Origin of the sequence: Halalkalicoccus jeotgali B3 (assembly GCF_000196895.1) — an archaeon.
Lineage (GTDB): Archaea > Halobacteriota > Halobacteria > Halobacteriales > Halalkalicoccaceae > Halalkalicoccus > Halalkalicoccus jeotgali.
The window spans coordinates 546029-565481 of record NC_014297.1 but is presented as its reverse complement, the minus strand read 5'-3'; the positions used below and the strand labels follow the sequence as shown (position 1 = coordinate 565481).

Below are 19453 nucleotides of genomic sequence, written 5' to 3'. Positions count from 1 at the left end.
CAAGTGAACCATAGGAATCTGCGTTTCGTACGTACGAGATTAGCACGTCCGCAACCGAGCTGGTCACCTAGTCAGTACAGCGTGATTAGTAATGGATGATGATATTGACAACGCTAAGTTAGATGAATACATGGTTGACCAGTTGAGAGTCTGCCAGGAAGAAATAGAGATCATTCGCAATGAATTGGACGAGCAAACGAGGACATACAAATTACTTGACATGGCTGTCCGGTCCGTTAGTAGAGGGATAGATAAAGGGACGATCGAATGGCGCCTTCCTTCCGAGGACGATCGGGACATCTCCGAATCCAGTACGAGAACTGAAGACTGACATTCCACAGCTAAGAGCGTCTCGTGTACACTCGAGTCTACGCTGTTCTCTGCCTACGGAATTTCTGTGAGGGATCACAGGATTACTCTCTTTCCTTGATTCAATCGCAAAGATAGCAGTTCACTTCGCTCGGGTGTTGGACTGTCCGATCCGCCTCTCAACGGCGTGAAATGGAAGATGATTTGCCGAGTTGAGGAGAGTCGGTGGCCGGGTACAGAACGACGATTCTGCGTTCAGTTACGTGGTGGCCTATCGGTTACAAACAGCGCTCCTCCTAGTATTTCGTTGTAATTACGCTCTCTATAGTCGGAAAATGGAAGACTGTTTGAGCGTGATATAATATGACTAGAATTAAGAACGAGCAGTTGATTCATACAACTGACGGAATAACCAATCATACCAATGAGAACGAAACGACATATACTACTCATCCTACTGGTTTGTCTCTCACTCGCACTAGCCGGGTGTGGGGGGGTAGGCGAAAGTGGGCCAACCGATAGTAACAGTACTGACCAATCACCAGACAATAGCGAGAATCTCGAAGAGGAACAAGACAGCGCCGAAAGCGATGATACGGACGAGGGGGACAACACTAGCGGTACTAACAGCACGGAGTCGACTGAGAGTGACGAAGGAGACGATGCCTCGGCTAGTGACTCCAATGATAGTTCCGCTACTTCGGATGAGGAAAATGATTCCACCGATTCCACTGATTCCACTGAATCGACTGATTCCACTGAATCGACTGATTCCAGTAGTGACGACAATGCTGACGAAGACAGCGACGCCGCAGAGTCGTCTTCGTCGGCCGATGAGGACACATCCAATAGTGATGATGTGAGTGAGGACGATTCGTCTGATGAGTCAGACGGTTCTGCTACGGACGCCGAATCAGACGCTGATGGCGATAATAGCTCCGAGGACACGAGTGACTCGACGTCAGCTGACGCTACTAGTGGTTCTGACGATAGCAGCGACGCTGGGAGTGACACTGAGACGGACACCACAGCGGATGACTCAGAACCAGAATCAGACGTCCCGGAGGATTCTTCGCTGCCGGAAGAACCACCCGAGAATCTCAGTTGTGGAGACTTTGATAGCTGGGAGGAATCACAGCGAGTACTCGAGTATGAACCGAGTGACCCCTATAATCTCGACCCTGACAACGACGGCATTCCCTGCGAATCTCTTCCCGGGGCACCCGATGATGCCGGGAATTAGCTGATCACAGGCACTCAGGCGTTTTCTTACTTCTATTGGAGCGTATCGTCTTCACGCACTGGAGTCTCCTCTCTCGGACATATTCTCGAAATCCCACCCCAGTACAAAATATCTATCAATAATCTCAGAGGCTATTCAGCTCACGTATGGGCAGGAACGATACGGGGAAGTCGCCAAAACAGTTTCACCGTCTCATTGTTTCATCTACGGGTAATCCGGCTTCGAGCTCGACAAGAAGGATGGTCGGGCAGGAGGATACCTCACTCGAAGCGTGGCGATCGCTCGGTTTAGAGTCACTGGGGCATCCGTGACGAGACGAAAGCGAGGCCGAAGTTAATCACATTTGAGAAGGAGCCGACCGACAAGTGGGGTTATTCCCTTCGACATTGAATTCAATTGTGACTGCCGATACCGTCTGAGAGTCCCGTGCGATACGTCGATAATGACGGAGAGACCTTCCCAGACGAGCGACACGATGGTCACGCTGTTGGGCCACTCAGCTTCCTTGACGAATGCGAGCAACGGAAATTCCGCGTGAAGAATGTGGATCGATTGGCTGTAGCGTTAACAGTGTCGGGTAGCAAAGCACCACGCTAATCTGAAACGGAAGCGTCTGGCTTCCTCTCACTGTTCTGAGAACCGATTGATGCGCTTATCGATCAGCGTTGCAGGTGATCAGCGGAGCTGCTGAAAACACAGACAGTGGAAGCACTCTCGAAGGGAGAGATAGGGCAGTGAAACCCTCGCAGGGAGATGCGTTCTATTAGTTCTCCCATTTCACTCTTCTTGTGGCTTCCCTCTGACACAAAGTATGTGTCCGTTGTATTTTCTGTACCTATGTATTTTCATCACCTCCGTGATCCGTAGTAGATCATACTCGACACTACTTCTTAATTATTTACCATATAACATCTGCTATATCGTCTTTCTGTATGCGGTTCTATCAGGACGCGCTCATTCGCTGCGTACTATCAGGATTGCGGCCTTTATATCATTTTTAGAATATTTATTCACAATCGAGTCCTAAACATATAACCTTGAAGTAGTAAACAATAGTAAAGCAATAATGGAAAAGTAGAAGTCGAAATGGTTTGATCTATCTCAGAAGATGCTACGAAGGCCGCAACAATGGGTATTAGCTACGTTCGGAGTTATAGTTGCGATTATTTTCTTTGAGTTTTTATTTTTCCAATTTGGATTTGATATATTTGGATCGGCAGTAGGCACGCTCTATCTCGGAGTAGAAGAGCTTGCGATTGCTCTAATGGGATTTGCATTGTTTCCCACATTGGGTATCCTCGAATTGTAGTGTACTATTGAGCCTGAGGCAGGAAGAGACGACGATCGGTTACTGTTCTTCGACCTCCCACCGACACGTAACGAGGTAGTCCGATCGATCGTCGCCGGTCGTCACCTCCACTGTGACAGGGGTTTCGAGGCCCAGTGCGAACCCAGTTCCGAACAAGGAGGCCACTGGGTGGTCGAATCGATCGATCGCTCCGTAGGCACTGCCGCTGATTCCGATCGAGGCTCGCCCTTCGGTGGCGTCGACTTCGGTTGTTGCACTGTCCGCGAGTTCGAAAACGTCGACGGCTGCATCAGCGAGTTGCGAACAGAGCGAATCCGGTTCGTCCGCGACGTCACCCGTGATAGTTTGACGCGCCTCACGGAAGAGCTCCATCCCGGTTGGCTCGAAGGCCGCTCCACGTTCCTGGAGATTGTCAGTGATCACCAACAATGAATTGAGGTCGTCTCGGGCTGGGACTGTATACTCCTGGTGTTCAGGGACGAACAGTCGTGCGGACTGCTGGCTCGCATTGGCGCCCGCGTGCGCCGTCGGAACGTACAGCCGCGTGTCTTGGAGCCCGAGTTCGGTGAGCAGCCGGTCGTAGTTCGTGACGCTTGCTGCATAGACGTATTCTCCGACGGCCGCCGAAACGAACCGTTCGGGGGTCAGATAGTACGAAAGGACTGCCGCGAACAGTCCCGTCGCACCAAGCGCCAGGAGCACGGTCCGAACCGTTGAAAACAGGATGGCCCCCACGATCGCAAGCACGCCCAGGATCGCGAGGCCGGTCGCAGATCGGCGGTAGTCGGTCCGACGGGCATGCGAGAACGCTCGTCGAAGGCGCTGGTTTTCCTCTTGCAGGAGTTCGACCTGAGCGGCGAGTGTCGTGCGCTCGTTGAGATCCGTGTTGCCGTCCGCTCCTTCGCCGGCGCCGGCGTCGGCGGTCGTACTCGTATTCGTATCCGAAGTCGATTGTGGCTGTGATTGTTGTTGGCTCATATGGGATCCTCCGTAGTCGCGCTCTCGTTGCCGATCTGCCCAGCCTCGGACTCGGTTTCAGTACCGATGAGTCCCAGAGAGACCTGTTCGTACCGGTAGAGACCGTAGCCGGCCACTCCGAGGGCGCCGATGAGGACGGCCGCGCCGATCCACAGGCGGTCGCTCCACCAATAGGCGCCTGCCGCAAGCCCGCCTAAACCGAGCAGACTCACCAGGAACGCACCGATGAACCGTTCGGTGGCGCCGGTGTCGATCGCGGGCGCAAGAAGGAGGGTTATCAGCCCGACTTCAGCAACGAGCACTGCTGGTTCCACGGTCAAGGACCTGGACGCCACTGGCAGGAACATAGCGTGGCCGATCGCGACTGCATACGGACTCGAGAGACCATACCATGTGAGGGCGATTCCAGCAACGCCGAGGAGCCCGATCCACTCGGCGAGCAACCAGAACCCCGCGGCAACGATCGCGAGCCCGAGGAGCCCGATCAACTGGATCTCCTGTGGCTGCTGTGTGGAGACCGATGGCACAGAGAGCTCCGATTCACGATTCGGGTCGTCAGTAGTCGCTGTCGCCTCCGTAGTGGTGTCGTCGTTCTCGGGTTCGCGTTCAGTTGCCGCTTCATCGGCCGCAGTATCGGAGTCGGTAGTGGTGGGATCAGTACTCATGGCGTCGAAGACTGGGTCTGTCGTGTTCGGTTACGATAGAGACGCGCACCGGAGGTGAGGATCGTGTCGAGGCGGTCCCCAGGCCCCATCTCGAACACCGTGACGCGGCGCATACGGGCCAGCTGCCGGCGGAACTCCTCGAACTCACGATAGCGGTCATAGGCTCCCGCAACGTCCGAGAGCCCGCCCGATTCGAACAGTATCGAGGGTGCCAGAAACACCATAACATGATCGTTTCCACGGCGTGCGAGGCTGATCGCCTCCTGAAGCTCGGCCCGATTCGTATCGTCGGTGACAATGGCCGTCCAGATCGCCCCCTGGAGCGGCCGGATGTGTGATCGAACGGTTCGGATCAGCGGGTCGCGGTCGATCTGTTGAATCTGGGTCGTCTGTTCATCGAGAAACGGGCGGAGTTGGCGTGCGAACGACGACTGATCAGTGAGCTGGCTACTCATACGACGCGTCGCCGCTTGTGTCCGTCCCTGCGGCGTCGAGTCGGTCTCGGTACCGCCCTCGAGAGCCCGGATCCGCTCTTTGATCGTAACGTACTGGTGGCGTTGTGCGACCGGTTTGAACCGGGTGGCCAGCCCTTCATCAGTGACGACGTAGAGGCCCAGGGGGTCGTTGAACTCGTGTGCGTTGTCGGCCAATGCGATGCCGACCTGGCGAGCGTAGTCGAGTTTCGTCTCCCCCGGCGGACCCGCAGTCATTGACGCTCGAGTATCCATTAGAATGACCGTCTCGCGATCGGTATCGGTCTCGTACTCCCGGACATAGGCGCTGTCCATGCGGGCTGTCGTCTTCCAGTCGATTCGGGCGGCGGAATCCTCCGCGGTATACTCCCGAAGAACGTCGGGTTCGAGCCCCGATCCGATCGCGACGGCTTCGTGTTCGCCGTAGGCAGCCCCGATGCGCTCGCCACCGCTGCCGACGTGCATCTCCTGTGGCCGGCGGGGCTCGACGGTGACTGTCGGTGAGTAATGAGCGTCGACCGGCAGTTCCTCCTCGAAGAGCCCGTACCGATCGGCGACCGCCAATCGGGGCTGGTCGAATTCGAAGGTCCCTGTGACGGGCCAAGCTAGCTCGAACTCGGATTGGGCCTCGCGGTCGGTCTCACTGGCGCTGAGAGAGACGTCTCGTGTGCCCCCGATGAGGCGAGCGCCGACAGGTGGTTGTGCCTCAACGGCGAGCGCCAGCGGCGAGCCCGCTTGGTCGGCAACCCGGAGAACGAGTGTCGTCGTCTCGTCAGTGAGAACCGATTCCTGTTCGATGAATATCTCGACTGCAAGCCCCTCGACGGTTCGCGCGAGCGTGTGCGCGAAGACAGACTGGTGGGCGAGGAGTGTTGCGCCGATAAGCGCCGCCCCTGCACCCAGAAGTGGGCGGGCGGTTAGGACAGCCCCCGCCGTGAGGACGACGACCAGTCCGATCGTGGTCCAAAAGCGGCGTGTAGCATGCATTAATTCTATACTATTCATCCGGGTAATTGAAACTACCTACTCTGCTGAGAGAATTCTGACGTACTCGGTAGGTAGTTGTCATCGCTGCAATCTATTGGAGCATCGGTCAACGGCGTGCGTTTTGTGACTGGAGGATCGGTGGCCCATTCAAAATCGGTATGATTAATTAGATGAGAGATATTTTCACTTGTTCGACCGGTATGTACTCTCCAATTCACTTTTGCCGTCGCCAGTTCGGATCAAACAAGCAACTCGTATACTTCCTCTATCGGTGGATACGGTCCAGACTTAGTTGCTCGTCAGATTGCCACCCAACACGATCTCTGTGACATCGCTAATATGAGTTATAATTGACTCCTTTCCGAACAGTATTTTAATGAGCGACTGTGTAGTATTGTGATAACGTGTCCCCGGCCAGTCGATTTCACCACCGATTCCGTGTTCTCATCGTGGCTGCGCTACTCTGTCTATCACTCGTCGGTGGTTTCGGTGTCGTCGGTGCTCAATCAGCGCCCGACAGTGCTTTTCAGCAATCACCACCGGACTCCGGCGCAACGAATAATACGACGGAAACGCCTCGCCATCAAGACCCCAATAACGTCGATGAAGACGGCAATCTGGATGGCATTCAGCAACGACTGTCTGCGGAACTCGCTGCGTCATTGGGCGAGGGATCGGTTGCGCTCAGTGAAGGTGAGTATGAATTGGCCCGAGAAACGGTCGGCGATGATTACAACGAGCAACTCAGTAGATATGTCGAGCTTGCTGAGGAGAGCGATAGTGGGGCCGACGATGAAACGGTCCGTCAGTTCGAAACCGCAGCAGAGAACCAACGCGAGTTCGCTGATTCGGCCGAAGAGTACGAGGCGACCTACAACGAGTACCAGGAAGCGGTCGACAGTGGCGATGATGAACGGGCCCGTGAACTCGCACGCGAACTCCAACGGATCTCTGAAGAGACCGAAGAGAGCGGAACTGCCCTCGAAGAGAACTACGCGAACATCAGCGAATCATCCAGTCAGGATCTAAGCGAGGAACGGCAAAACGTCGCGAGCGAACGCGAGTCGATCGAAGCCCAACAACAGGAAGTCCAAGAACTGGAGTTCGTCGGAACCGTTCTCGAGATCGAACCACCATCCGGCCCGATCTCCTTTGAAGAGCCACTCGTAGCCAGTGGAACGCTCACTGATGAGGACGGTAATCCGATCGCTTCCGAAGAGGTGTCCTTTGTCATCAATGATCGGACGGTGACGACGACGACCGACGCGGATGGTGAGTTCACGCTCGTCTATCGCCCGACCGTGCTTTCGACTGATACGGAATCCCTTGAGATCACGTACGAACCCGACGCTGGTTCCGAGTATGCTGACGCCAGCACGACAGTCCCGGTGACGGTCGAAGAATCCCAGCCCATAGTAATCATCGAGTCGGTCAGCGATCCGGTTGCCTTCGGGGACGAGCTGACAGTCACTGGTACAGTCACAGGAAGCGATGGTGAGGGTGCCGGGAGCGTTCCGGTTGTCGTCTCGTTAGGCGATCAGCGACTCGGCGAAGTCCAAACGGACAGTGAGGGCGCATTCGAGCTTAGTACCACGACTCCAGCAACGATCCCGGCCGGTGAGGGAACCCTTCGTGCGGAACTGCCACTCGAAGGGCAAGCCCTGACGAGTGCGGAGACGGCCGCGCCGATGACCGTCGAGGAGACCGAAACACAGACCACCATGACGGCGGCGAAGACTGACGACGATCGGGTCGCCGTCTCCGGGCGGCTTGCAACGGCCGACGGCCGAGCGCTGCCGGCTGAATCGGTCCGTATTCTCGTTGGCGGATCAACGGTGGGGACACTGGAGACCGATCGAACTGGCGAGTACCAAGGGACGGTCACGCCGCCCGCTCTTGCAGGTCAGTCCGCGGAGATTACGGCAGTCTATGATAGCGCGGGGACAAACCTCGCTGATTCACAGGGAAGCGACACCGTCACAGGGCTGCCAGTCACACAGTCGATCCTCGATGCTGTCTGGTTACCGGGCACGATTCTGGTTGCGCTCGGGTTAGGTGTTGTTGGCTGGGTCTATCGACGCCGTCAGCAAACTACAGGAGGTGATCCGCTGTCATACGCGTTGGGTAGTTATGCAGGCTCCGAAGCGGATGGAGCAGATGCAGAAACACCTCATGTGCCGGCTCACATATTGATAGGATTGGCACGTAAATGCCATCAAAACGGTGATACCGATCGTGCGATCACACTAGCGTACACAGCCGTCCGTAACCATCTGAGGGCGAATGCTGCCCCCGGCTGGACCCACTGGGAATTCTATAATGAGACCGCTTCGGATCTCGATGACGCCCAGCGCAATACGCTCCTCTCGATCACGGAACAGTTCGAGCGAGCGACATTCGCGTCTGATTCAATCCCCGATAATGCCGCCTCAAGTGTTATTACGGCTGCAAACCATTTAATTGGGAATACTCGGCCGCCCTCCTCATGAGTGTCTCTGGGTAGGGAGAGTTTCGAGTGAGCAGGTAGTAGTGTGGCTGGCCTACCGAGGTAGTTCCCTTGGCAAACATAAACAGCGGAACGTAAACGGTAGTTGTGTTTCCCACTGAGTACAGTATACTTGCCATCAGTCGACTAGTTTTTTACCCCTGGTACAGAACCATAGATTATGTCTTCCGAACGTGATTGGTGGTTGTTACTCCCACCAGCGGTACGGCGCTTTCCAGCTGACCTCGTCTCTGTACTGATCTTTACCCTTCTTACTGTGTTGGCCGTCTTCCTGCCTGGCGTTCGAGAGACGCCGCTTCGGATCGTCGTCGGGCTGCCGTTCGTTCTCTTCATTCCAGGGTACGTCTTTGTTGCTGCATTGTTCCCCGAGCACGGTGAGTCAGTTGCTAATACTGAGGAAGAAGTATCTACAGCTGGTGACATCGATCCGATTGAGCGGATCGCGCTTGCATTTGGACTGAGTATTGCGATCGTTCCCTTGTTGGGTCTCATCTTGAACTTCACTCCCTGGGGAATCCAGCTGGCGCCGATCATGCTAACCGTGAGTGGGGCTACGATCGTGTGTACGATTATTGCAGCAGTCCGCCGATGGGAACTACCCCCTGAGGAGCGATTTTCTGTACCGTATCGAGAGTGGGTTGTCGCAGGGCGTACAGAACTATTCGACCCTACTGATCGAATTGATGCGGCACTGACTGTTGCGCTTGCCCTGTCAATTATGCTTGCCGTTGGGAGTGTTGGATTCGCGATTGCTTCGCCGCAGCAGGGCGAGCAGTTCTCGGAGTTCTACTTACTTACTGAGAACGAGGAGGGCGAGCTTGTTGCATCGGACTACCCTCAAGAGTTCGTTCAGGGTGAATCTCAGCCGTTGACTCTCGGAATCGAGAACAACGAGTACGAGAGTGTTGATTACACAGTAGTGGTGCAACTCCAGCGAGTCGAAGGTGAAGGTAATCAATCAACAGTCGTTGAGCGTGACGAGCTCGATCAAGTCGGTACAACGCTTGAGCACAATGAGACCTGGCAGGAGGAGTATCCAGTCACACCAACGATGAGAGGCGAGGATCTTCGTCTGACGTTCCTGCTTTACGATGGTGAGGTGCCCGCTGAGCCGACTCGGGAGAACGCCTATCGGGAGACTCACCTCTGGGTTAACGTGGCGTAACTCGCTCGCAGGAAGGGTACTGCTGGCGAGATTCTCCATCCAGAATAATGTAATCGTGATAGCTATATTGCCAAAAATAGTAGTGAGAATTTGTTCACTATCGATACATAAGATAGTCAATTTGATTAGATATTATGTGATGATGTATGGACACATATATGTACTATTGCAACGTAGCTATCATAGAAATAGGGTCTACAAATGTCAGATAATAATTCAAACATACCTATGAACAGGTCCCCTCCAATCAATGAATCGGATCCTATTTCCTACGGAGGATCGATCTATGTATCGTGAGCATACGATTGGTGTAATCGTCCCTGCGTACAACGAAGAAGGATTCATCGGGGATGTTATCCGAGGAATGCCTGAATTCGTCGATTGGATCTACACCATTGATGACTGTTCGACTGACGGTACGTGGGACGAGATTCAAGCTGCTGCTCGCGATGACGCTCCAGTTGAGGCGGAGATGTCGTCGAAGGTTGAGGAAGCTGAAGCGATCGCAACCGACGGTGGTGCACTGTCGATGCTTGAGCAGCGTGCTCAGGTTCACAATACTAAGGGACGAGTTGTCCCGATTCAGCACCGAGAGAACTTGGGTGCTGGTGGGGCAATTAAGACCGGGTATTTAGCGACACTTCGCGACGAGATCGATGTGACGGTGACTGTCGACGGCGATGGCCAGATGGATCTGAGCCAGATGACGAAGCTGCTCGATCCGATTGTTGAAGGTGAGGCTGACTACGCGAAGGGCAACCGATTGTTATACCGGAACTATCGGATGAGTATGCCCAAGTGGCGCTTCTTTGGGAACTCGATTTTGACGTTTCTCACGAAGATTGCCAGTGGCTACTGGAAAACGATGGACCCCCAGAACGGCTATACGGCAATCAATTATCGGGCGCTCGACAATGCCGGGGTTGAGGAGATGTACGAGTATTACGGTTACTGTAACGATCTGCTGGTAAAGTTGAACGCGAAAGGAATGCGGGTCGCCGATGTCGCGATGCCCGCGATCTACGGTGACGAAGAGAGTTCTATTAATTATCCTGAGTACATCCGAAAGGTCTCGGGGATGCTCCTGCAGAACTTCTTGTGGCGATTGAAGACGCGATACTTGGTGTTGGACTTCCATCCGCTCGCGTTGTTTTATTACTTCGGCGCTGCGATGGTCGGGCTCGGAATCATCGGCGGTGGGTGGTCAGCGTACGTGGGCCTCTTTGGAACGGAATCCTTTTTCGTTCGGTCTTCGTTGAGTCTGATGATATTCACGATGGGGAGTATGTTCCTGATGTTCGCGATGCTGTTCGACATGCAGGCCAACGAGAGTCGAGAAGTCCAGATACACGAATAGGAATGAGTACATGAAGATCATCTTCACGATCCAGCATCCGGCACACGTCCACCTGTTTCGAAACGCGATCCAGAAGCTCAAGGAAGACGGCCACCAGGTCCACGTCTATGCACGCAACAAGGACATCGCGATCGATCTGCTTGAAGCATACGACATAGACCACACCGTCCTTGCTGGCGATGCTGATCGTTTGAGCAAACTGGCCCTCGTGCAGGCGAAATACGAACTTCGATTGGCGTGGGAAGCGTGGCGGATCAAACCCGACGTAATAGTCGCCATGGGTGAGCCAGCAGTTGCTCACGTCGCCAAATTAGTTGGAGCCCGTAGCCTAATCTTTACCGATACCGAGATCGGAACGCTGCAGAACAAACTCGCCTTTCCCCTTGCTGATCGCATCTATACACCGGAATGCTATCAAGGTGATATCGGTCCGAAGCAGGTCCGCTATCCCGGATATCACGAGTTGGCGTATCTCCATCCCGACCGGTTCACTCCGGATCCCTCCGTCGTCGAGGAGCTCGAGATCGATCCCGACGAGAAGTTCGTCGTTTTACGACTCGTAGCGTGGAATGCTGCCCATGACGTCGGGCATGGTGGTTTCTCGGATCCAAAAGAAGTAGTAGATAAACTGGAGGCCACCGGTGCTCGCGTGTTGATCACTGCCGAGAACGGTATTGCTGACGAGCTGGATTCGTACAAGATTGATATCCCTCCCGAGAAGATTCATCACGTCCTCTACTACGCGGACCTCTTCGTTGGAGAGAGTGCCACGATGGCGACTGAAAGTGCTGTGCTTGGGACACCAGCTATTTTTGTCTCTTCTACAAGGCGGGGATATACCGACGAATTAGAGGACAAATACGGAATGGTGTTTACCTATTCGGACAATGATCGACATGTCAGAGGAATAGAAAAAGCGATCGAACTCCTGCAGCAACCGAGTACCGATCGTTGGGAACAGCGCCGAGACACTATACTCGACGAGAAAATAGATACGACTAACCTCATCCTCGAACAGAGCACCACATAACGAACCGAATGTATAATATATTGTAGATAGAATTTCAGTAAAAGCTCACTATCTTCAACATAGACGGCTACTTACCGTCGAAAGCTCACCATCATGACTAGAACATACGATCTGATCATCAAAACCGCACACGAGGGCGTTTCACTACTGAACAAGGAGGGTGCTGCGCCGGCAGGCCATAACGGACCGTATCATGATCCTGAAACACCTGTGAGGAATACCGCTCACTGGTTGGTAACCTTCTCAAAGGCCTACGATCTTACCGGAAAGGATGTATTTCGTGATGCTATCGTTGATACAGTTGATTATCTATTATCTGAGGACGTACGCCCACATGGATATACGTATCACTGTCGGAATGTCGATGGAAAAGATTCGTGCAATGGCCTTATCGGCCAGGCATGGGCAATCGAAGGTTTAGTTGCCGCAGCAAATCACGGGATCAGAACCGATCGCGCACTTGCAGTTGCAGAAGACGTTTTTATGACTCATCCGTTTTATCATGATGTAGCTCTCTGGAGAACTGTCGAGCCTACTGGTGAAACGAAGCGATTCGATCTGACGTATAACCACCAGCTCTGGTTCGCCGCCGCAGGTGCCCTACTTGCGAATGCTGGTGCCCCTAAAGTGGGTAAACAGGTTGAACGATTCATTGAACGCCTTGAACAACTTACAGACGTAAACTCCGAAGGCCTGATCCGACATCCGTTACATCCAGCATTCACCATCTCCGAATATGCTTCTTATCTGAAATCACCGGAACGCTATTGGTTACTTGCACCGTCAGCATTGCACGGTCTCTCTACTGTCGATACGATCCGCCGTAACGACCTGTTTGAGAAGGCGTGGGGCTATCACTCATTTAACCTCCACGCACTCGCTATGCTCGCAGAACAATATCCTACCGCTTCCGTGTGGGACTCTGCGATGCTCCAAAGAACGATTGATCTCATCTCGAACCTGAAATACCAGCTCAAAGTATTCTATAACGACTATGGATATTCGTACAATCCAGCCGGGATTGAGAACGCATACGCTCTGGAAGTGTTCGGTGGTGACCAGCACGATCAGCGCCGTTGGGTCGAAAAACAGCTGAATCTTTGTTACGACTCTGAGGAAAACCTGCTGATAAATGGAACGCCGGATCCAGCTACTCATGCTGCGCGGATCTACGAGTTGACGTACCTTCCAAACATCGAGATTGAACTAACGTCGGAAGATGACAGTGGTCCAATCGTCACTGACCGTATCAGCAGATAGTGTCAATCTTTTTGGGCTATTGAAACCAGTGTAACAGCAGTTCCCAGAAGTTGAGCGATATAGCAGATCGCACCTACCATAATCACTGCCGGTGATACCGCTTCATCATCGTTCGCCTCGGACGTGGAGTTCCCACTGTCGGATCCGAACGTATTTATCACCTTCATCGGGAACGCGAGTACTCCGGAAAGGACGGCTTCAACCGGCTCTTTCCCGTTTATCTCCCAAATGTTCGGTCTTCCTTTACCGACTCGGTACTGCTTGCGGACCAACGAATGGAACTGTTTGGCCGGGTAGTGGACTTCCGCATCCGCGCAGTATACGAGATTAAATCCGGATCGTGTTGCTTTTCCAGTCCAAAGTACGTCGCCTCCCGACCGAAGATCGTGGGGAAATGGTCCGATCGTCTCGAATACGTCACGTCTAAAAAACAGATTACCTGTCTTGGCTACATTCCTCTCACGGATGTTCCGCTCCATCTGGACGTTACCCTTCGAATCATAGATCTCGGCGGGAGAAGGATCGTCGCCGAGGTCGAACGTCACTTGGCCGCCAACGAGATCGATCGACTTGTCGCCGAAGCATTCGATTCCTGCCTCGAGCCAGTCGCTGTTCGGGATACAGGTCGCATCCAGAAGTGCAATGATCTCCCCTTTTGAGTGCTTTATTCCGGTGTTACGGGCCGCATACGGCCCCTGTACGTCCGTCTCTTCATAGCCCTGAAACGGTGATTGGGCAATTACCTCTGGAGTTCGATCCGTCGAGCCATTGTCCACGACGAGTACTTCGAACCGGTCGTCGGGATACGTTTGTCCTTGGAGTGCATTCAGAACTTTTTTGAGTCGCTCTGCTCCATTGTAGGCCGGTATGATGACGGAAACGAATGGCTGTGGCATATTGTAATACTGTCTTGAGAATTCAAAAGTAACTAACGATCTCTATTGCATTAATTACATAAAATAATAACGACTCAATTAAAGTTGGTTGTAATTGATAGATCTAATCAGGAAGGAGAAAACTATTATCCAATACACTACTGATTCAATTTGCATTTTCCCGAAAATTTTACGTCTAGTTAACGAATCTAGTAGAAACACTAGTCCTACTGAGAGTGATCCAATACTAAAATCAGTATTTGTTGTTGATACACTCATCTTTGTTGTGTAAATACTCGGATTAACTGTTTCACTCATGGCTTATCTTTGTGAAGAATGAGATTCTAACGATATTTAATTACGACTATTTCTATAATAACTATCTATTACCAGCAATAATTACTCTAAGAATTGGTATCGATATAACCGTTTAATTCCATCATCCAAAATTTGATGCCGTTCCATGTATAATCCTGTCGTGTGATATTTACGAATGACCTATGAGTCGCTCTTGGATGAGAAGGTGGAAACAAAGGTAGACCAACTTTCTAATCATACTTGGCTACGTATTGGTGGTACTGCTGAGATCGCGACTCCGAAATCAAAAGAAGAAGCTATTGAATTGCTATCATGCTGTAAAGAAAATAATATCCCCTATCGTATTCTTGGAGCTGGATCAAATTTATTGGTTGACACTAATGGTATTACCGATCTTATAATTGATATGAAGAAATGTTGCCAGTCAATAGAGGTTGATGGGACCTCTGTAACTGCTGGTGCGTCTGTAAAATTGCCACAGCTTGCAAATTATATAATTCGGCATGATCTCGGTGGTATTGAGTACCTATACTCCGTCCCTGGAACTGTTGGTGGAGGAGTATTCATGAACGCAGGACGTGGTATGGGTCATAATTCAACGCTCTCGGACTACCTAGTTTCAGTTGAATTTTTTAATGGAAAGGAGATTGAAACTCAGCCGAGAGAATATTTTGATTTTTCCAATAGATATTCGTCATTCCAAGATCATAACGATTGGGTGATACTTTCCGCTACCTTTGAATTTCCTGAAGAGAACGAAGAAGACAGTACTCAGAAGATAAAGGATAGGATGTTGAAAACAAAAAGTCGTGAACGTTCTCTCCCAAACGCTGGTTCAGTATTTAAGACGGGACAGCCCTTACCTCTCAAAGGATTGCAAATAGGCGATGCAAAATTTTCTGATAATAATAGGATTATTAATACAGGAGACGCCACTTCGAAAGATGTCGAACGGCTTATGAAGATAGCAAAAATAGCAAACAAGATTATTCCCGGTGGACGGGATCTCAAAACGGAGTATCAAATTTGGAAAGATGATAATTAGAGAAATATAAAATTATTTATATCTATTAGTTGCGTTGGTTTATGTTTTGACCTATACTCTGTATATATTTTCTACCATCTTTTCTCATTTTATTAATTTTTGATTTTACATGATCTTGATCTAAGCCCATCTCATATTTTTCGAGCTGATCTTCTTGTAATAATCTACTATGGCTACTAACTGGCACATGTCTTTCGAGCAACTCAAAGTCACGTAGGAGTGAATGAGTCTTGCTCTCTATATCTCTATAAATTTCGTTCGTGTCAATAGTGACAAAGGGGGTACCGTTCTTTAGCGAAAAAATAGTAGAATGAAGGCTAGTTGTTAGAACTAGATCACATAAATTGTATAGTGAGTAGTATTCAAAGGGATCTACCTTCCCCATCATGTTAATATCTGCATATGGTGATGACCGTGTGGATATTATTTGATACCCTTTGTTTTTATAATACTTACAAGCTCTTCTTATCGCCGGGTGTTCCTCAGAATGCACATTAAGCACGGGCTTATCTACATCTATACCATTTTTCTTCAAGATTCTACTACTATTACTCCTTATGGGAATATCTACTGTCAACGTTGGATCCGGAACTTTTCTTACGTTCTTTATTCCAAAATCCGAGAGCAATTCCTTAGTATGGTGGTCTCGTACACTCACAAAATCTATTGCTGAAATATGTCTTTCCATTGTCTTTCTCTCATATTTGTTGAGACGATCTGGAATCGTTGTATTGCTTGAGGCAGCATACGAAGCAGTTGTTGCGGATAGTGATGGATCTAAAAAGTATAAATTTGGAAATGGGCGATTCGGACGTGTATATTTGTGTATACCTTCTCTTTTTGACCGAATCTTCCAAACTTCATCACTTCCTGTAATTATCAAATCATAGTTTTTTTCTTCTAACCATGATACTGCTTCACCGTGATCATTAGTAATCAGTTGATCTGTGTCTTCAAAAAGTGTGTTCTGAGCAAAATTTTCACATATTCGAAAGTCCTGTATTCTATTCAAGAGCGTTGGAAGCTTTTTAGGATGTTTAGCGAAAATGTTAAATCTCCTGCTTCTCTCTTTTGATTTAGTACGATAATCGACGACTGAGACAGTTGACCCCTCTATTTCTTGTTCAAGTAGTTGTTTCACACAATATGCCTGTAATAGCGCTCCTCTATTTTCGTTATTACTGAATGTGAGAATCCCGATTCGGACCATTGATGTATACTGTTTGGGTATTATATAAATACTTTTTTATATTGCTAAATATCACTTCTCGTATATAATTATATATCGGAAAAGGTATAGGAACCAGAAAGTGGAATATCTCGCTAATATAACATCAGTTATCGGTCCGGAACATTTTTGGTTAATTATATCTAGAACTATTCTATGAGCGACGCTGTGAGATTTTCCATAATCTGTCCTGTCTACAATGATCCAGCAGGCATATATGATACTATTCAATCGCTTATAGATATTGATTATCCCAAAAATGACTATGAGATTATTGTTGTAGATAATAATTCGTCAGATGAGACTCTCTCTGTTATCAAGAAGCTTGAGTCAGACCATCCTCATCTTGTAACTAGCCTCGTAGAATCGGATATTCAGAGTTCGTATGCCGCTCGCAATACTGGAATCAATGCCGCTTCCGGCGAGTATCTTGCATTCATTGACGCGGATATGACCGCACCTCCAGAATGGCTAAACGATTTAGAGCAGTGCTTTCGACAAGGTTCAGATTATATTGGGTGTGACGTTAATATAACCATTCCGAATGATAAACAAACTATTTGGGCTCGTTACGATCGTGCGCAGGGTCTTCCAGTACACTACTACATGAATTATAAGAACTACTCTCCAACCTGTTCATTAGCTGTACGACGGTCGGTGATCGAGAACGTCGGGCTATTTGATTCCACCGTCAAATCTGGTGGAGATGCAGAATTTGGCCATCGTGTCAACAAAAGAAATTATTGTTCTTATTATGCATCGGATACTCACCTTCAGCATCCTGCTCGGACCTCCGCCTCAAATCATTTTTCAAAGGCTGCTCGCCTTGGTCGTGCCTCCGCTGAGCGACGAATATCATCTGATAATAGCGCTGTTAAAATAATAGATTTCCTACCACCAAATCCTATTAGACTCTATAGACGACTTCGAGATCTCAATTACTCCTTATCAATTCTACTAACATTCTATATGATTACTTACCTACTAAAGATAAGAAAAATCGTTTCTCGAATCAGAACAGTATTTTAGTAGAAAATATGTAAGTATACTACCAATCTGTATAAGTATAATTTTATATTGTTACCTTTAATATCAATTTTCTAGTCAGAGCACTTATTGAAAATTCGATGACTTAAACTATTACTATCTGAAATAGTTTGTTTCATTATCGGCCGGAACAGCTCCGTGACGATCAAAACGGTTACTCGATGCTGTGAACCATCTTGATCGACCAATCCGACAGTGGAGTTGGAGCACGGTCGAGGAGTGGGACGATCTCATCCGCTGTGACCGCACCGGTCCGCAACGTGAGCGTCGAATAGACGAGGAAGCCAAGGGGAGGGACGATTATGAGCGAGAGGAGTCCGGAGTTGATCACATAAGAGAGTCCAAAGATGATCGGTGCAGCTACACCAACGGTGATGGCGATACGGGGAAGTCGAAGATCATCGAACGGGTTGTAGCCGATTCGGCGGGCTGCGAGATAGTGAAAGACGACCATCGATCCGTACCCGATGCTGGTTGCGATCGCTGCACCAGCCATCCCGTATCGTGGGATTAAGAGTAGGTTCAGAGCAAGATTAATGACTGCTGCAGTTCCGGTTGCGACGATCAGTATTTGCAGTTCTCCTTTTCCCTGTCCGATCGCATAGATCGGGCGAGCGACTGCGAATCCGAGCACACCAGGGAGGAGGAGTAACATGGGGACGACCGCAGCACCGAATTCAGGTCCGAAATAGAGTTCCATGAACGGAGCTGCGAGCGCTGCAATACCGAGAAGTAACAGCGTCGTAAGCACCAACGTGTATCGGGTTGCGGTGCTCACCATACTGGTAATCTCCTCGCTGGCATCCCGTGACCACATCTCCGAAGAAGACTGGATGAAAATAATTTGCACCGCGGTCGGGATGAGCCACAAAAACTCCGCAATGACTAGTGCAGCCTTGTACAATCCAGTTTCGTGACTACCGACCATCGGCTGAAGTAATAAAATGTCAACATTATATAAAGATACCGTTAGGAAAACGAAAACGGTATTGTAGGTGTTGAAATTGAAGAGTTCCTTCGCCGGAAATTCCGTGGGCAATGACCGAAAGGCGACTGTGAGATTGAGACGGGACCGCAGGATCCACATCGCTGCGAACGCACATACTAAGAAGGCGAGCGTTGTTCCTGCGAGAACTCCAGCAACGTCGAAACCAATGTAGGCTAAACTCAGTCCAAAAACACCCAAAAGGAACGTCTGTAATACGGAGAGAGATTCGGAATAGCGCTCAAAATGAAGACCCATCAGAGTATATCGAAAAACATAGAATATTTGATTAGTAATGAGCATACCGGCAAGAAGAATGAAATACAGGGAGAAGCCGTCACCGAACAGTCGTTCGACCGGACCGAATACGCCAAAGAGTATCAAACAGATACTGCCGAGAGCTGCGAGTCCTATGGCTAGGCGCGCGTAAAACGCGAAGACGTGTTCTTTCCACCCCTGCTGATCTCGTTCTTCAACGATGTACTTTCGAATACCTGCCGAAATTCCGGCATGGGAAAAAATAGTGATGATTGCGAACATCGAGAGCAAGAAGGCATAGTCTCCGTAATCTTCGCTCCCAAGAATTCTGACGAGCAGTGGGGTTGTCACGGTACCTAACAAGAGACCACCGATTTTCCCTCCTAAGACAGAGACGATTCCTGAGATAGTCCGA

Annotated in this window: 13 protein-coding genes; 7 read left to right on the top strand and 6 right to left on the bottom strand. The window is 50.2% G+C overall.

All coding sequences use genetic code 11. The features are described from left to right. Positions 1-2900: 2900 nt before the first annotated feature. From HACJB3_RS02730 to HACJB3_RS02720, 3 genes are read right to left on the bottom strand one after another with little or no spacing between them, the layout of a single operon-like run. Positions 2901-3839: a hypothetical protein gene (locus HACJB3_RS02730; protein ID WP_008418193.1), complete on the bottom strand. Its 939-nt coding sequence runs from the start codon at positions 3837-3839 to the stop codon at positions 2901-2903. Beyond that, the gene (locus HACJB3_RS02725; RefSeq protein WP_008418195.1) at positions 3836-4504 is read right to left on the bottom strand and encodes a hypothetical protein; all 669 of its coding nucleotides are present in this window, start codon (positions 4502-4504) and stop codon (positions 3836-3838) included. The genes HACJB3_RS02730 and HACJB3_RS02725 overlap by 4 nt, the downstream gene beginning before the upstream one ends. Further along, positions 4501-5964, bottom strand: coding sequence for a DUF58 domain-containing protein (locus tag HACJB3_RS02720; RefSeq protein ID WP_008418199.1), 1464 nt, complete (start codon positions 5962-5964; stop codon positions 4501-4503). Before HACJB3_RS02720 ends, HACJB3_RS02725 begins: the two co-directional genes overlap by 4 nt. Before the next feature lie 449 nt (positions 5965-6413). Between HACJB3_RS02720 and HACJB3_RS02715 the strand changes: the two genes are divergently transcribed. The 5 genes from HACJB3_RS02715 (at position 6414) to HACJB3_RS20580 (ending at position 13282) form a co-directional block, all read left to right on the top strand. Continuing rightward, positions 6414-8453 carry a carboxypeptidase-like regulatory domain-containing protein gene (locus HACJB3_RS02715; RefSeq protein ID WP_008418201.1) on the top strand — a complete coding sequence of 680 codons (2040 nt, stop codon included), beginning with the start codon at positions 6414-6416 and terminating at the stop codon, positions 8451-8453. Positions 8454-8630: 177 nt separating this feature from the next. Then, positions 8631-9635 carry a DUF1616 domain-containing protein gene (locus HACJB3_RS02710; protein ID WP_008418203.1) on the top strand — a complete coding sequence of 335 codons (1005 nt, stop codon included), beginning with the start codon at positions 8631-8633 and terminating at the stop codon, positions 9633-9635. Positions 9636-9921: 286 nt separating this feature from the next. Further along, on the top strand, positions 9922-10992 hold the full coding sequence (locus HACJB3_RS02705; protein ID WP_008418205.1) for a glycosyltransferase family 2 protein: 1071 nt from the start codon (positions 9922-9924) through the stop codon (positions 10990-10992). Positions 10993-11002: 10 nt separating this feature from the next. Further along, entirely contained in the window at positions 11003-12022 is a 1020-nt protein-coding gene (locus tag HACJB3_RS02700) for a DUF354 domain-containing protein (protein WP_008418206.1), read from the top strand. 93 nt (positions 12023-12115) lie between these two features. Beyond that, positions 12116-13282 (top strand): hypothetical protein, encoded by a 1167-nt coding sequence (locus tag HACJB3_RS20580; protein ID WP_238532803.1) that lies wholly within the window; start codon positions 12116-12118, stop codon positions 13280-13282. 2 nt (positions 13283-13284) lie between these two features. Here HACJB3_RS20580 and HACJB3_RS02690 read toward each other — a convergent pair whose 3' ends face one another. Next, a complete protein-coding gene (locus HACJB3_RS02690; RefSeq protein ID WP_008418212.1) occupies positions 13285-14178 on the bottom strand; it encodes a glycosyltransferase in 894 nt (297 codons plus the stop codon). Positions 14179-14650: 472 nt separating this feature from the next. Between HACJB3_RS02690 and HACJB3_RS18670 the strand changes: the two genes are divergently transcribed. Continuing rightward, the gene (locus HACJB3_RS18670; RefSeq protein WP_008418214.1) at positions 14651-15520 is read left to right on the top strand and encodes an FAD-binding protein; all 870 of its coding nucleotides are present in this window, start codon (positions 14651-14653) and stop codon (positions 15518-15520) included. A gap of 25 nt (positions 15521-15545) precedes the next feature. Here HACJB3_RS18670 and HACJB3_RS18665 read toward each other — a convergent pair whose 3' ends face one another. Continuing rightward, positions 15546-16730, bottom strand: coding sequence for a polysaccharide pyruvyl transferase family protein (locus HACJB3_RS18665; RefSeq protein WP_081461298.1), 1185 nt, complete (start codon positions 16728-16730; stop codon positions 15546-15548). Positions 16731-16904: 174 nt separating this feature from the next. On the opposite strand from HACJB3_RS18665, the gene HACJB3_RS18660 reads away from it, so the two are divergent. Next, entirely contained in the window at positions 16905-17777 is an 873-nt protein-coding gene (locus tag HACJB3_RS18660; RefSeq protein WP_238532802.1) for a glycosyltransferase, read from the top strand. Positions 17778-17949: 172 nt separating this feature from the next. On the opposite strand, the gene HACJB3_RS02680 is transcribed toward HACJB3_RS18660, so the two are convergent. Then, entirely contained in the window at positions 17950-19389 is a 1440-nt protein-coding gene (locus HACJB3_RS02680) for an oligosaccharide flippase family protein (RefSeq protein WP_008418219.1), read from the bottom strand. Positions 19390-19453: the final 64 nt, after the last annotated feature.